At 31.2% G+C, this 13,476-nt stretch carries 15 protein-coding genes; 8 read left to right on the top strand and 7 right to left on the bottom strand.

Going from position 1 to position 13,476, the window contains the following annotated elements:
- Positions 1-6 precede the first annotated feature (6 nt).
- The gene (locus ACYSNV_RS05265) at positions 7-765 is read right to left on the bottom strand and encodes a TIGR02757 family protein (protein WP_461761518.1); all 759 of its coding nucleotides are present in this window, start codon (positions 763-765) and stop codon (positions 7-9) included.
- Between the two features lie 10 nt (positions 766-775).
- Positions 776-1,438 carry an ABC transporter ATP-binding protein gene (locus ACYSNV_RS05260; RefSeq protein WP_461761517.1) on the bottom strand — a complete coding sequence of 221 codons (663 nt, stop codon included), beginning with the start codon at positions 1,436-1,438 and terminating at the stop codon, positions 776-778.
- A gap of 134 nt (positions 1,439-1,572) precedes the next feature.
- On the opposite strand from ACYSNV_RS05260, the gene msrA reads away from it, so the two are divergent.
- The 3 genes from msrA (at position 1,573) to ACYSNV_RS05245 (ending at position 2,931) form a co-directional block, all read left to right on the top strand.
- Positions 1,573-2,118: a peptide-methionine (S)-S-oxide reductase MsrA gene (msrA, locus tag ACYSNV_RS05255; protein WP_461761516.1), complete on the top strand. Its 546-nt coding sequence runs from the start codon at positions 1,573-1,575 to the stop codon at positions 2,116-2,118.
- Positions 2,119-2,127: 9 nt separating this feature from the next.
- Complete coding sequence (locus ACYSNV_RS05250; protein WP_461761515.1) at positions 2,128-2,418, top strand: hypothetical protein; 291 nt, start codon at positions 2,128-2,130, stop codon at positions 2,416-2,418.
- A 96-nt stretch (positions 2,419-2,514) separates the two neighbouring features.
- Positions 2,515-2,931: a hypothetical protein gene (locus ACYSNV_RS05245; protein WP_461761514.1), complete on the top strand. Its 417-nt coding sequence runs from the start codon at positions 2,515-2,517 to the stop codon at positions 2,929-2,931.
- Positions 2,932-2,974: 43 nt separating this feature from the next.
- Here ACYSNV_RS05245 and ACYSNV_RS05240 read toward each other — a convergent pair whose 3' ends face one another.
- The 3 genes from ACYSNV_RS05240 to ACYSNV_RS05230 all read right to left on the bottom strand — a co-directional run bounded on the left by ACYSNV_RS05240 (position 2,975) and on the right by ACYSNV_RS05230 (position 5,323).
- Positions 2,975-3,496: a DMP19 family protein gene (locus ACYSNV_RS05240; protein ID WP_461761513.1), complete on the bottom strand. Its 522-nt coding sequence runs from the start codon at positions 3,494-3,496 to the stop codon at positions 2,975-2,977.
- Between the two features lie 160 nt (positions 3,497-3,656).
- Positions 3,657-4,721 carry a nucleoid-associated protein gene (locus ACYSNV_RS05235; RefSeq protein WP_461761512.1) on the bottom strand — a complete coding sequence of 355 codons (1,065 nt, stop codon included), beginning with the start codon at positions 4,719-4,721 and terminating at the stop codon, positions 3,657-3,659.
- 56 nt (positions 4,722-4,777) lie between these two features.
- The gene (locus ACYSNV_RS05230; protein ID WP_461761511.1) at positions 4,778-5,323 is read right to left on the bottom strand and encodes an IS1096 element passenger TnpR family protein; all 546 of its coding nucleotides are present in this window, start codon (positions 5,321-5,323) and stop codon (positions 4,778-4,780) included.
- Positions 5,324-5,541: 218 nt separating this feature from the next.
- Here ACYSNV_RS05230 and ACYSNV_RS05225 point away from each other — a divergent pair, with 218 nt between their 5' ends.
- The 5 genes from ACYSNV_RS05225 to ACYSNV_RS05205 all read left to right on the top strand — a co-directional run bounded on the left by ACYSNV_RS05225 (position 5,542) and on the right by ACYSNV_RS05205 (position 9,543).
- Positions 5,542-5,709: a hypothetical protein gene (locus ACYSNV_RS05225; RefSeq protein WP_461761510.1), complete on the top strand. Its 168-nt coding sequence runs from the start codon at positions 5,542-5,544 to the stop codon at positions 5,707-5,709.
- 61 nt (positions 5,710-5,770) lie between these two features.
- The gene (locus ACYSNV_RS05220; protein WP_461761509.1) at positions 5,771-7,039 is read left to right on the top strand and encodes a 2TM domain-containing protein; all 1,269 of its coding nucleotides are present in this window, start codon (positions 5,771-5,773) and stop codon (positions 7,037-7,039) included.
- Positions 7,026-7,358 carry a hypothetical protein gene (locus ACYSNV_RS05215; RefSeq protein WP_461761508.1) on the top strand — a complete coding sequence of 111 codons (333 nt, stop codon included), beginning with the start codon at positions 7,026-7,028 and terminating at the stop codon, positions 7,356-7,358. Before ACYSNV_RS05220 ends, ACYSNV_RS05215 begins: the two co-directional genes overlap by 14 nt.
- Positions 7,324-8,088 carry a LytR/AlgR family response regulator transcription factor gene (locus ACYSNV_RS05210; protein ID WP_461761507.1) on the top strand — a complete coding sequence of 255 codons (765 nt, stop codon included), beginning with the start codon at positions 7,324-7,326 and terminating at the stop codon, positions 8,086-8,088. Before ACYSNV_RS05215 ends, ACYSNV_RS05210 begins: the two co-directional genes overlap by 35 nt.
- 303 nt (positions 8,089-8,391) lie before the next feature.
- Positions 8,392-9,543 (top strand): redoxin family protein, encoded by a 1,152-nt coding sequence (locus tag ACYSNV_RS05205; RefSeq protein ID WP_461761506.1) that lies wholly within the window; start codon positions 8,392-8,394, stop codon positions 9,541-9,543.
- Positions 9,544-9,773: 230 nt separating this feature from the next.
- On the opposite strand, the gene ACYSNV_RS05200 is transcribed toward ACYSNV_RS05205, so the two are convergent.
- Complete coding sequence (locus tag ACYSNV_RS05200; RefSeq protein ID WP_461761505.1) at positions 9,774-10,496, bottom strand: LOG family protein; 723 nt, start codon at positions 10,494-10,496, stop codon at positions 9,774-9,776.
- A gap of 3 nt (positions 10,497-10,499) precedes the next feature.
- On the bottom strand, positions 10,500-13,337 hold the full coding sequence (uvrA, locus tag ACYSNV_RS05195; RefSeq protein WP_461761504.1) for an excinuclease ABC subunit UvrA: 2,838 nt from the start codon (positions 13,335-13,337) through the stop codon (positions 10,500-10,502).
- Positions 13,338-13,476: the final 139 nt, after the last annotated feature.

The raw sequence follows: 13,476 nt of genomic DNA, 5'->3' as shown, positions 1-13,476 counted from the left end.
TAGGGGCTAAAACTTTTCAATAGCCCCTAAACCAAATAAAGCAAAGTCATACTTAACCGGATCTACTGGGTCCATCTCTCGTAAGGCTAAATCAAGTTCTAGTAAAGCTTTAGAATCATTTTGCTTACGCTTTAAAATTCCCAATTTACGGGCTACATTACCCGAATGTACATCCAAGGGACAAGATAGTTGACTAGGACTGATTGATTTCCATATTCCAAAATCAACCCCATTGTTGTCTTGTCTGACCATCCATCTTAAAAACATGTTTATTCGCTTGGCTGCAGACTTATTCAGTGGATCAGAAATATGCTTTAAAGTACGAGTTTCATGTTCTATTTCAAAAAAAACTTTTTTAAATTCAGAAATACCTTTTTGAAGATCTAAAGGGTATTGGTTAAAAATATTTTCAAGGCCTTGTTTGTTTTGATAAATATTTTTTAAAGAAACAATAAAAGTTTTTAAATCAACATCTTGAAAAGTACGATGTACAAAACCAGTTAAATCATCTAAATGTTTTTGGTTGTGGCTCATTACAAAATCATATGGAGAGTTACCCATGATTTGCATCATGCGTTGTGCATTTTTAATAATCATTTTTCGATTACCCCATGCAATTGTGGCGCTTAAAAAACCGGATATCTCAATATCTTGTTTTAAACTATATCCATGTGGTATACTAATTGGATCATCTTCAATGAAACTAGGATTATTATATAGAATCACTTTTTGATCTAAAAACTCTTTTAAAATCTCTTTTTCCACCTTTTGTTTATTACAGGGTTAAATTACCATCTACCATTACTAGTTTTCTATCGGCCATATTGGCTAGTTCTTCGTTATGGGTAACAATAACAAATGTTTGACCAAGCTCATCGCGCAGTTTAAAGAATAAATCATGTAGATTTTGTGCACTTTGCGTATCCAAATTACCAGAGGGCTCATCAGCAAATATAACTTGGGGATCATTTATTAAAGCTCTAGCCACAGCTACACGTTGTTGTTCTCCTCCTGATAATTGAGATGGAAAGTGATTTTCACGATGTGACAATCCCAAATAATTTAAGAGTTCTTTGGCTTTGTTTTGTACCTCTGATTTTGATTTATTAGCAATTAGTCCTGGAAGACATACATTCTCTAGGGCAGTAAACTCAGGTAGAAGCTGATGAAATTGAAAGATAAATCCTAAGTTTAAGTTTCTAAACTTAGACAACTCCCTATCACTTAGTTTTAAAATATCTATATTATTTATTATCAGGGAAGTTTTTGGTAGAAATTCAGGCTTATCTAATGTACCTAGAATTTGTAAAAGCGTAGTTTTTCCTGCACCACTAGCCCCAACAATTGATACAACCTCTTTTTTTTGAATATGTAGATCAACACCCTTAAGAACCTCTAGATTTTCGTAATATTTGTGGATATTTGTAGCTCTAATCATTTGTTATGTTATTTTAAACCACACAAAGTAACGATTTTTATAGCGTAATAAATAGCCTTAGATAAAACAATTTACAATACAAAAAACACTAACTTTACTTAAAGTAAAGATTAAAATTAAATCAGAGCTAAATTATGAATACAAACAACTTAGAAACAGCTATTTTCGCCGGAGGGTGTTTTTGGTGCACAGAAGCAATATTTAAAGATTTAAAAGGAGTAGACCAAGTTTTACCAGGTTACATAGGAGGTAAAACCCCAGATCCTACCTATGAACAAGTTTGTAGTGGAGAAACTCTTCATGCCGAAGCTGTTAAAATAACTTACGATCCTAATAAAGTAAATTATAATCAATTACTAGAAATATTTTTCTCTACCCATAATCCAACAACACTAAACAGACAAGGGGAAGATGTTGGTACGCAATATAGAAGTGAAATATTTTATACCACGGAACAACAGGCCAAATTAGCCAACGAATATATGAACATTTTAAAGCAAGAGAATGTTTTTCAAGATCCAATTGTTACTGTGATTTCTCCTGCATCCACATTTTATGTAGCAGAGGATTACCATAAGGATTATTTTGCTTTAAAAGGAGACCAAAATCCGTACTGCCAAATGGTTGTCAAACCAAAAATTGAAAAATTCAAAGCTTCTTATGCCAGTAAGCTAAAATAAGTTATATCCATGCGTGAAAAACCCATACTCTCAGATAAAACCATTAAAAAACGTCAACTAATATTAAGCATCTTTTTGGATGCTATTGGAATGTTAAGTTACACGGTACCTTTTTTGGGTGAATTTTCCGATCTTATATGGGCTCCGATTTCCGCATATTTATTAGCTAAGATGTATCCTGGCAAGATAGGTAGAGTAGGGGCAATTGTGAATTTTATAGAAGAAGTAAGTCCTGGTATGGATATAATACCCACTTTTACTCTAACTTGGGTATATACATATATTATTTCAAAAAAATAGTATTTGTTATTTTCATAAATTTTTATTAAATTTAGTTAGAATCTATAAGGTAAAAAAACCATTAGATGCTTAACTCAAACTTAAATTTAAATATATATGAAAAAACTTCTTACACTAGTATTGGTATGTGTAGCTTTAATGGCATGTAAGGATACTAAAAACAGTAAAATTTTAGGTGATCAACAAGCAGGAGAATCATTAACGGGGTGGTATTATTACCATGTGATGCGTAATCAATTGGATTCTATTCCTAATTTATTAGATGCAAACTCGTTTACAACAGCTCAACAAACGCAACTAATCAATGCTATTAAAGACAGGCAAGAAAGCAGCGGGGCCATTAAATCTTTTGTATTAAAAGATTGGGAGCAAACCGATAGTAATAAAAAAGAGAAAACAAAAGATTTTATATTTCAATACGAAGTGAAATACGAAAACAAATCTACTTTAGAGAAAATATATTTAGAGAAAAAAGGGAATACTCTTAAAATATCCAAAATTGAATTTGAATAGTAGAAATAAAATAACCCCCATAGTATTACTATGGGGGTTTGTTTTAAAGAAGAAATTCTTGAATTTCTTTCTGCATATCTTCCAAACTACAGACTTTTAAATCTGGATGGTTCTTCAGCCACTGTGCATTTAATAACACTAAATCTGTTGGAATATTCTTAAAAGAGTCATCCTGTATAATAGCCATTAGCTCCTTATCTGTTGCATATGGTTTTTCTAAGAATTTAGATAACTTAATCTTACTTAAAGCTTTTATTTTTCGCATTTGCATTTCAAAATAATCGATGTATTGTTTATCTGCAATGGCTATAAGGCCGGCATGAATTATTTCGATTAAATCTAAATCCCATTTTGTTTTATGAACAAAGCTAGCTAAGCCTTCTTGTTGTAAAATACTATTGAAATAATCTACACAATAACTTGCAAAGGCATCTGGATGTAACTCATCATCATTAACTGAATTACCCCTTAGAAAGTTAATTACAGAAATATTTGAATTAATAATATCCTGGGAATCGCCCATCATGGCATTCTGAGATATTAAAATATTAGGAAATTCTCTCATAAAATAAATTGTTTAAACAAAAGTCATCCAATTGACATTATTAAAAAGACCTCTTTATAGGTTTAAAAAAAAAGGGTAACTGAACTATATAAAAAAGAATCTTTATCTGTTTTTAAATTAAACAAAATAAAGATTCTTTGTAATTTATTTAGATATTGAATTACGACTTTTGTTCTTTATTAAAGTAAACTAAGTAATAATACATTTGCTTTTCTTCATCCCAGCCCTTTTCTACAAATTTATCTGCACTTTCTGGATTTATAAAATCTAATTTAATCTGAATATTTGTATCCAAATTAATAACATTTTTGATTTTCTTTCTAACATCCGAAACCGCATTATTAGCAATAGGGAATGAGGTTGTATCTTCAATACTATATTTTTCGCCTTTATCTACTTTATAATTTTTGAATTCTGAAATTAAATCGGGATTGTCAATTACTTCATTTAAGAAATTAGTCTCTTCAAACTCATCGTTTTTAGCAAAGTAATTAACAGAGCGATTCATAAACATTACCTCTTCTTTTTTGTCTTCGGCAGGTAGAACAACTTCTTTAGCGAAATCTTGACAAAATTTAAGGTATTTCTTTGTCATAAAAGCTTCATCTTGAAAGATATCAACAGATAAGAAATGCTCCAGCCAATAACGTGCATCGTATTTATTACTATCAATTGTTAAGATTTTATAGCCTTCTTCTTTTTTATAATTAAAGATAATACAACCTTTATCTAATTTGTTTAAGTTAATACCTTGTTGAAGTATCATCTCTAAATTAGAACCGTTTTCAGAAAACTGTAAGAAATCTGTTTTAATTTCACTTTTAAAAACTCCAATGGCATCTACTACATTATTATCAATAGATACATTGGTTAAATAAGTCACGTAAACCTCTCCGTTTTTAATGTGGGGATGATTAGATTGCTCAAATAAATGTTTGGTTATTTTTTTAGAAACTTCATGCATGTTTTCAGCCGAGGGTGCATTAAAAACCTCATTAACTAAATTATACATTTCGTTAAATTCTAAATCTACATCGTGTGCAAATTGGTAGTAATTCTCCTCTTTTTCACGAAAAGGCTTAAAAAAATACTCTTTTAATAAAGGAGCAATTTCATCGTTTAATCTATATGGTTCACTGGATAGGAAATAAGCTTCATTTCTGCTTTTATTTCCAACACGATGAATTGACAAAGTCTCTACATGAGCATTAAATAAGTTAATCATAGCAATATACTTCTACTTTAGGACAAGCCTATATTTAAAAAAAATAATATTATTAATTAGTTCCAGTTATCATCCTGATAACCGTACTCCCCGAAATCATCTCCATCGAACATATCAAAATCATCTTGATCTATATCATCGTCAAACTCGCCATATATATCCTCATTTGAAATCGGAGTAGCATTGAAGTTTTTAACTGGCATTGATTCAGGTAAAATTCCATGAGAAAACAATAACTCCGGATAAACTCCTCCCGGTTCTTGTTGTTCAACAGCTCCAAGTTCTACAAGGAAAGTCCACATATTTAAAAAATCATACACATAAATGATTTTTGTTTGATCTTGGTCTAGAACCTGATTGATTTTTGTAGATGCCATAGACAAAGAAGTTTCATCCTCTCCCATGTCAAATAACGAAATTTCTTGATCGGATTGTTGCCACTGATCATCACAAAGATAAAACGAAGCAGCCTCCATACCATCAAAACCAAATGCATTTACAATAGCATTGTGGAAATCCTCTAATGTATCGTCCTCTAAAATAGCAATATCTCGAAAGATATCTTCTTCTGTATCAAGGATTATTCTAAATTTATAAACCATATTTTTATCCAGATTAAAAAGCAAATTTAAACTTATTATTTGTTTAAAGAGAATATTTTAATAGGTTTTTAATAGTATTTTTTAAAGCAATTGAACTTCAGAATTTTATAAGTTTTTACTTTTTTTACAATTCGGTTAGGTAATTCTACAATTGGGTATTTCCTTTTTTTTATTACCTCGGGATAGTTGCACATTTGTTCAAGCTAAAATCAAGAACTATGAAAATTATACTTATTATTGCTTTGTATTTATCTAATTTACTTTGTTCGTTTATCGATATAGTATTTAATAATCAAGCAAATTCAGTTACTACAGAACTTATAGAAAATAATCCTGAGCAATCAGATAATCTTACTACATATGTCACAGAAGAACAAAACATTTAAAGCATTTATATTAATATTTGTTGTTTTCTTATTGTTCAAAAAAGTACTTAAGCTATCACATATGAATATTCCTTTGTTTTTGGCATATGTAACTTTTTTCATTGCTGTTTTATTGGCCATAAATGTAGCTATAAAGAATAAATTCCAAAGCTTGGTGGAAAGATTTATAAGAAAAGACAAGAAAAATATACTAATAGCAACCATCTTTATTAGCCTGGCTAGCTTTATTGCTCTGGTTTTTTTAGCCTTTATAATAAAGTGGATTGATTTTTATGTCATAGGCAATTCTAGTTTATCAAGCTTTGCTAAACAAAATTATTGGAAAGATATTTTCAATTTTGCCACCACAGTAAGTATTATTTATGCTCTATATACCTATGTGCGTTTAAATACCTTTTCTAGTGAACAAATAATTGAAGAGCAAAAGGAAATTACAGTAAATGTATCTGCACAATTCAATAGTTTAAAGAATCAATTAGATCCTCATTTTTTATTTAATAGCCTTAATGTCTTAAGTGCTTTAATCGAGGAGGATCAAGATAAGGCAGTTAAATTCACACACTCACTCTCTAAGACCTACAGATATATCTTAGACCAAAAAAACAAAGATTTAGTATCCTTAGAACAAGAGTTTGCTTTTGCCAGAACCTATATTGAACTACTGCAAATGAGATTCGAAGATAGTGTAATCTTTGAGATTCCAGATCAGATTAAACAACAAGGCGCCAAGGTAGTTCCTTTGTCTTTACAATTGTTATTAGAAAATGCTATAAAACATAATAAAGCCACAGAATCTAATCCCATAAAAATTCAAATCGTTGAACATAGTAATGGCTATTTAGAAATTACAAATAACTTAAATAAGAAAAGCATTTTAGATGACCGTAAAGGTATTGGTTTAAGTAATATAACCGAGCGATATGCTTTTTTAAGTAATAAACCGGTAAAAATAGTGGAGACTCAAGATGTATTTTCTGTATATATACCAATATTAACCAAAGTAATTGAACATATGAAAGTAATTGAAGAAAAACAGTATAATAACGAAGAGTTATTAGCTCAAGCTAAAAAGAAAGTAGCCAAGATTAAAAAATTCTACAGCCATTTAACGGTTTACATTATGGTAAATGTTTTTTTGATTATTTTAAATCTACTTACAGAACCTAATTTCATGTGGAGTTTCATTGTTTTATTTGCCTGGGGAATTTCCATTGTGGTACAAGGAATGCAAGTATATAACTATAGCTTTTTCTTAGGAGAAGACTGGGAGAGTAAAAAAATAAAGGAATATATCAATGAAAACAAATCCTTTAGCGATGAAAACAAATAAAGATTCTAGATATAAAGGCAAGCAAAATTTACTTATTTATTTTTGCCTATGGATCTTAATGTGGATTGTAATTTATTACAATGATTTTTTACAAGAGAATTATCAAGTTAATTTCAACTTTGGATTTAAAAACCCTATTTACTTTATGTTGCTTTGGTTGGCCTGCATAATTAGTTATGGTGTGTTTTTATATAGTGATAAAATTCCTTATCTAAGGCAGTGGGAACAAAATAAGCTTATAAAGGAAATAGATAGATTAAAAAGAAACCAAAATATACTAGACAATGAGCATTCAAAGAATCGTAATTATAGAAGATGAAAAACCAGCTGCACGTTCTTTAGAAAGAAAACTTAAAGCACTTGGATACGCTGTGGATAAATATTTAGGTACAGTAGAGGAAGCAGTAGATTATTTTAAAAACAATACCCATCCGGATTTAATTTTTTTGGATATTCAATTAAGCGATGGATTAAGTTTTGAAATTTTTGAACAAGTAAATGTAAATAGCTCTATTATTTTCACAACCGCCTATGATGAATATGCGTTAAAGGCTTTTAAGCTAAACAGTATTGATTATCTTTTAAAACCCATTGGTCAAGAGGAACTTAGCTATGCGGTAAATAAATACCTAAACAATAGATCTGCCACTTATGATTTTAGTGAGAGATTGAACGTTTTTCAAGAATTTTTAAAAGGAGGCAGCACGCAGAGTTATAAAGAGCGATTTTCAGTAAAAATAGGTACTCAAATAAAGATAATTACTATAGATCAAATCATGTGTTTATTTAGCGAAAATAAAGCTACTTACTTAAAGACACTGGATAATAGGAATTATCTATTAGATCAATCTTTAGAGGAAATAGATAAGCAATTAGATCCTGCTTGTTTTTTTCGCATAAATAGAAAATATATTATTAATATAAAAAGTATTCAGGAAATTCATTCCTATTCAAACTCCAGGTTACTACTACACCTTGTTAATTACCAAAATTTAGATTTAATAGTTAGCCGTGAAAAAGTAAATGACTTTAAAAATTGGCTAGAGTAACTTAGTTAAATACAATAAATAGATTTTCTTATAAAATAGATTAGTTAGTATTAGGCCAAAACATAGTTTTGGCCTTTTTTAATTCTAAAAACGAATACAAATAAATTTATAAGACTTGTTTTTTAGCTTTTTTACCAAAATGGACCTTTTATAAGCTAAGTTACTCTTAATATCTTGGCAAAAACAATTGAAATTATTTTTATTTGTTTATTTTAGCTAATTAATATCTTTTTTAAGACATAGAATCCGAAAACGGAGAATATAAAATAAACAAGATATCCAAACCTAATAAAATCACAAAAAATGAAAAGATTAAGTATCTTATTGCTATGCGCTGTTACTTTTTTTAGCTGTGGAAAAAGTAATACAATTGAAATTAAGTCCACTGACGCGTCATTGGACGATAAAACAGTAGAGGTTGTATCTATGCCTGTTGCTGGTGAAGAACCAGTTGTTTTGGCAACGGGTGTTGTTAAAAATGGTAAGGTTGAAATAGAGAATCCTTTTACAGATATAGAAGAAGCATATATCCGTATTCAAAATCAAGACAATGGTGGGGTATTTTTCCTAGGAGAGCCTGGAGCAATTGTTATTGAAATGGATAATGCAGATCCTAAAAACAATAAAGTAGGGGGTACTAAAGGCAATCAAGATGTACAGAACTTCCAAGATTTAATGGCCCCTAAGGTAGAGGCAATTATGAGTTTTACTAACGACAATGGAATGGAACTAATGACATTACAACAAAGTAATGATGAGGCTTCACAACAAAAGTTAGCAGAATTAAATAAACAGCAACAAGACTTAATGGAGCAAATGAATAGTGCTATGGAAGACTTTAAGCAAAAAAATGCGGACTCTCCAATAGCCATGATTCTTTTTGCACAAACCATTGCAGACCCATCGGTTGAAATAGAGGAAAAACAAAAAACTTTTGATGCATTTCCAGCACCTTTAAAAGAATCAAAATTAGGTCAAAAAACTAAAAATGCTTTAGATTTAGCTATCGAAAAAGCTAATAAAGGATTGAAAGTAGGTTCTAAGTTACCTGATTTCAAGGCTTTAACACCAGATGAGAAAGAATTAACTTTAAGTGAGTTCTTACCTGGAAAAAAATTAGTTTTAGTGGATGTATGGGCAGCTTGGTGTGGACCTTGTCGTCAAGAGAATCCAAATGTAGTTGCTACTTACAATCAGTACAAAGACCAAGGTTTTGATGTAATTGGATACTCATTAGATAGAACAAAGGATGCTTGGCTTAAAGCTGTGGATACTGATAAATTAGCTTGGACTCAAGTATCTAATTTACAATACTGGGAAGATCCAATTGTTCAAGATTACGGTATAGAGGGAATCCCTGCAAACTACCTAGTAGATGAAAATGGTACAATTGTAGCTATGAACTTAAGAGGACCAGCATTAGGAGAAAAAATTGGTGAAATACTAAATAATTAGTATATCTTACAATAGACTGAAAAGCAAAAAAAATCCAGAGGGAAATTTCTCTCTGGATTTTTTTTTGCTTTTAAATTATATAAGCCCCACAAAATTATAATTTGAATTGTTTGCTAAAGTTGGTAGTCTTTTTTTAAAAACTAGTTATAGGAAATTAAAAAAAAAATTCTGCCTGTTTTAATATAAACAAGCAGAATTTCTACCAAGTATCTTTAAGGCGTTTTAGCTTTTTAAAAATTTGGTTGTAAGCTATATTTTTTATAAAAAGTATCAATTACTTCAACCACTTGATCGGCCGTGTCAACTATTTGAACTAGGTCTAGATCCTTTTCAGAAATATTGTTATGTTGTTCAAGTAAAGATGTTTTTATCCAAGTCATTAAACCACTCCAAAATTCGGTTCCCACTAAAACAATAGGGAATTTCGCTATTTTTTTTGTTTGAATTAAAGTAATGGCTTCAAATAATTCATCTAAAGTACCAAAGCCTCCTGGCATGACAACAAATCCTTGAGAATACTTAACAAACATAACTTTTCTAACAAAGAAATAATCAAATTCTAAGTTTTTATCCGCATCGATATAGGGATTAAAATGTTGTTCAAAGGGAAGCTCTATATTCAATCCCACAGATACTCCTTTACCCAAGTGAGCTCCTTTATTTCCAGCTTCCATAATACCAGGACCCCCTCCTGTAATTACACCATATCCAGCCTTGCTAATTTTAAAAGCAATTTCCTCTGTTAATTTATAATAAGGATCATCACTTTTTGTACGAGCCGATCCAAATATTGAAACGCAAGGACCCAAACGTCCAATCTTCTCATATCCATTTACAAACTCAGACATAATTTTGAATATTCCCCAAGAGTCATTGGTTTTTATTTCTGTCCAAGTTTTTTGTTTGAATTTTTCTTGAATTTTAGCCTCTTCACTTACAAATTGTTCTTTCATTTTCTAATTCGTTTTTAATTCGTTTTTAAGGAAATGGGCTGTATAGCCTTTACCATTTTCAACTATCTGTTCAGGAGTACCAATGGCAATGATTTGACCGCCATTTTTACCACCTTCCAAGCCCACATCAATAATATGATCGGCAAGCTTGATTACATCAAGATTATGTTCAATAATTAAAACGGTATTCCCTTTTTCTACTAATTTATTTATAACTTCCATTAATACGCGGATATCCTCAAAATGTAACCCAGTGGTAGGTTCATCTAAAATATAAAATGTATTACCGGTATCTTTTTTAGATAATTCTGAAGCCAATTTAATACGCTGGGCTTCTCCTCCAGATAAGGTTGTACTTTGCTGACCTAAGGTTAAATATCCTAGTCCGACTTCATTAATGGTTTTCAATTTACGGTAAATTTTTGGAATATTTTCAAAAAATTCACCTGCCTCTTCAACTGTCATGTTTAAAACATCTGAAATACTTTTTCCTTTATAGCGGATTTCCAAAGTTTCACGATTAAATCTCTTGCCTTGACAAGTCTCACATTCTACATATACGTCAGGTAAAAAGCCCATTTCAATTGTTCTAACCCCGCTTCCTTCACAAGTATCACATCGACCACCCTTAACATTAAAACTAAACCTACCGGGTTTATAGCCCCTAATAGAGGCCTCTGTGGTCTGGGCAAATAGGCTTCTAATATCAGAAAAAACCTCTGTATATGTTGCCGGATTTGATCGGGGAGTTCTTCCAATAGGACTCTGATCAATTGCTATAACTTTATCAATATGCTCTAATCCTTCAATTTTCTTATAAGGCTGTGGTTTTGCAACTGCTCTAAAAAAATGAGTGTTTAAAATAGGGTATAGGGTTCCATTGATTAAAGTAGATTTTCCCGAACCCGAAACTCCAGTAACTAAAGTAAGTGTACCCAGGGGAATATCAATAGATACATTCTTTAAGTTATTACCAGTTGCTCCTTTTAAAGATAGGGTTTTCCCATTACCTTTTCTACGCTTTTTAGGAACAGGGATCTGTAATTGACCATTTAAATACTTTGCAGTTAGGGTTGTTTCCTTTAATAACTCCACAGGGGTGCCTTGACTGATAATTTGGCCTCCATTTTTACCAGCATAAGGACCTATATCAATTACATAATCAGCCCTTTGGATCATATCTTTATCGTGCTCGACAACCAACACCGAATTTCCAATATCTCTTAATGACTCTAAAGAAGCTATCAATTTTTCATTATCCCTTTGATGTAAACCTATACTGGGCTCGTCTAAGATATACAAAACTCCTACTAATTGTGATCCAATTTGGGTTGCCAATCTAATCCTTTGTGCCTCACCACCTGATAATGTACGAGAACTACGATTAAGAGATAGGTAAGTTAATCCCACGTTTTGTAAAAACGATAAACGAGTATTTATTTCTTTTAAAACCTCTGTGGCAATAGACTTTTGTGTTTGGGTTAAATGTTTTGGTAATTTATTAAACCATTGAATTAAAGAATCTATATCTAATTGAATTAAATCTCCAATACTTTTATTGGCTATTTTGAAATATAAGGCTTCTTTTTTTAAACGTGTTCCTTGACATTCTGGACAAGTAATCTCATCCATAAAATCCTTGGCCCAGCGTTTTATTGTCGCGCTTTCACTCTCATTGTATTGATTTTCGATGAAATTTATAATTCCTTCAAAGTCTATTTTGTAATTTTTAGTAATTCCCGCAACTTTAGAAACCACCGAGAAACTCTCTATGCCACCATTTAAGATGACTTCCATGGCTTGTTCAGGGATTTTACTAATTGGATCACTTAGATTAAAATTATATTTCTTTGAAATGGTGTCAAGCTGGGTGAATATCCATGTTTTTTTTGTCTCACCAATTGGTGCTAATCCGCCTTTGTCAATACTAATACTAGCATCTGGAATGATTTTTTGTAAATTAATCTGATTTATTACTCCCAGACCATTACAACACGGGCAAGCCCCTTTAGGAGAGTTAAAAGAGAAATTATTAGGTTCGGGTTTTGCATAAGAAATTCCCGTTGTTGGACACATTAAATCTCTACTAAAAAATCGTACTTCAGAGCTATCTTGCTCACTGACCATTATGGTATCTTCTCCATAATTCATAGCCACTTGAATGCTTTGAGAAATACGCTGAATTGTCAATTCGCTATTATCCACAACAATTCGGTCTATTACAATCTCAATATCATGATTTTTATAACGATCAACTCTCATACCAGACTCAATGTCTACTATTTTCCCATCAACACGCACTTTTAAAAATCCTTGTTTTGCTATGTGCTCAAAAAGTTCACGATAATGTCCTTTACGTGAACGAACAACTGGCGCTAGAATATTGATTGGTTTACCGGCAAAATCCTTTAGGATTAACTCCTGAATTTGTTGGTCGGAATAACTAATCATTCTTTCCCCCGTATTATAACTATAAGCATCGGATGCTCTGGCGTATAATAAACGCAGAAAATCATAGATTTCCGTAATTGTTCCAACGGTAGATCTAGGTGATTTATTAGTGGTTTTTTGCTCAATAGCAATAACCGGGGATAATCCATCGATTTTATCAACATCAGGACGCTCTAAACCTCCTAAGAATTGCCTTGCATAAGCAGAAAAAGTTTCAATATATCTTCTTTGCCCCTCGGCATATATAGTATCAAAGGCTAAGGATGATTTTCCCGAGCCTGATAATCCGGTAATAACAACTAGTTTTTCGCGGGGAATACTAACATCTATATCTTTTAGATTATGAACCCTTGCGCCTATAACTTCTATAGTATCTTCTGATTTCAGCATATTTTTTGACAAAGTAACAAAGATAAGGATTTTGAAGTATTTAAAGAAAATTTTCTCTTTATTTACTAAGGAGATTCCCGTTGTTTTTTAAATTAATATAAACACAAGATTAAACGAATCTAAAGAGAATTATTGTTAA

Source organism: Myroides sp. LJL119 (assembly GCF_054871605.1).
This window is presented reverse-complemented; position numbering and strand designations above follow the sequence as displayed.

Excerpts from the sequence above, each read along its gene's own strand:
- ACYSNV_RS05230 (WP_461761511.1), bottom strand. The coding sequence starts at position 5,323 with ATGGTTTATAAATTTAGAATAATCCTTGATACAGAAGAAGATATCTTT.
- msrA (WP_461761516.1), top strand. The coding sequence starts at position 1,573 with ATGAATACAAACAACTTAGAAACAGCTATTTTCGCCGGAGGGTGTTTT.
- ACYSNV_RS05205 (WP_461761506.1), top strand. The coding sequence starts at position 8,392 with ATGAAAAGATTAAGTATCTTATTGCTATGCGCTGTTACTTTTTTTAGC.
- ACYSNV_RS05200 (WP_461761505.1), bottom strand. The coding sequence starts at position 10,496 with ATGAAAGAACAATTTGTAAGTGAAGAGGCTAAAATTCAAGAAAAATTC.
- ACYSNV_RS05240 (WP_461761513.1), bottom strand. The coding sequence starts at position 3,496 with ATGAGAGAATTTCCTAATATTTTAATATCTCAGAATGCCATGATGGGC.
- ACYSNV_RS05220 (WP_461761509.1), top strand. The coding sequence starts at position 5,771 with ATGAATATTCCTTTGTTTTTGGCATATGTAACTTTTTTCATTGCTGTT.
- ACYSNV_RS05225 (WP_461761510.1), top strand. The coding sequence starts at position 5,542 with ATGAAAATTATACTTATTATTGCTTTGTATTTATCTAATTTACTTTGT.
- ACYSNV_RS05235 (WP_461761512.1), bottom strand. The coding sequence starts at position 4,721 with ATGATTAACTTATTTAATGCTCATGTAGAGACTTTGTCAATTCATCGT.
- ACYSNV_RS05245 (WP_461761514.1), top strand. The coding sequence starts at position 2,515 with ATGAAAAAACTTCTTACACTAGTATTGGTATGTGTAGCTTTAATGGCA.
- ACYSNV_RS05250 (WP_461761515.1), top strand. The coding sequence starts at position 2,128 with ATGCGTGAAAAACCCATACTCTCAGATAAAACCATTAAAAAACGTCAA.
- uvrA (WP_461761504.1), bottom strand. The coding sequence starts at position 13,337 with ATGCTGAAATCAGAAGATACTATAGAAGTTATAGGCGCAAGGGTTCAT.
- ACYSNV_RS05210 (WP_461761507.1), top strand. The coding sequence starts at position 7,324 with ATGAGCATTCAAAGAATCGTAATTATAGAAGATGAAAAACCAGCTGCA.
- ACYSNV_RS05260 (WP_461761517.1), bottom strand. The coding sequence starts at position 1,438 with ATGATTAGAGCTACAAATATCCACAAATATTACGAAAATCTAGAGGTT.
- ACYSNV_RS05215 (WP_461761508.1), top strand. The coding sequence starts at position 7,026 with ATGAAAACAAATAAAGATTCTAGATATAAAGGCAAGCAAAATTTACTT.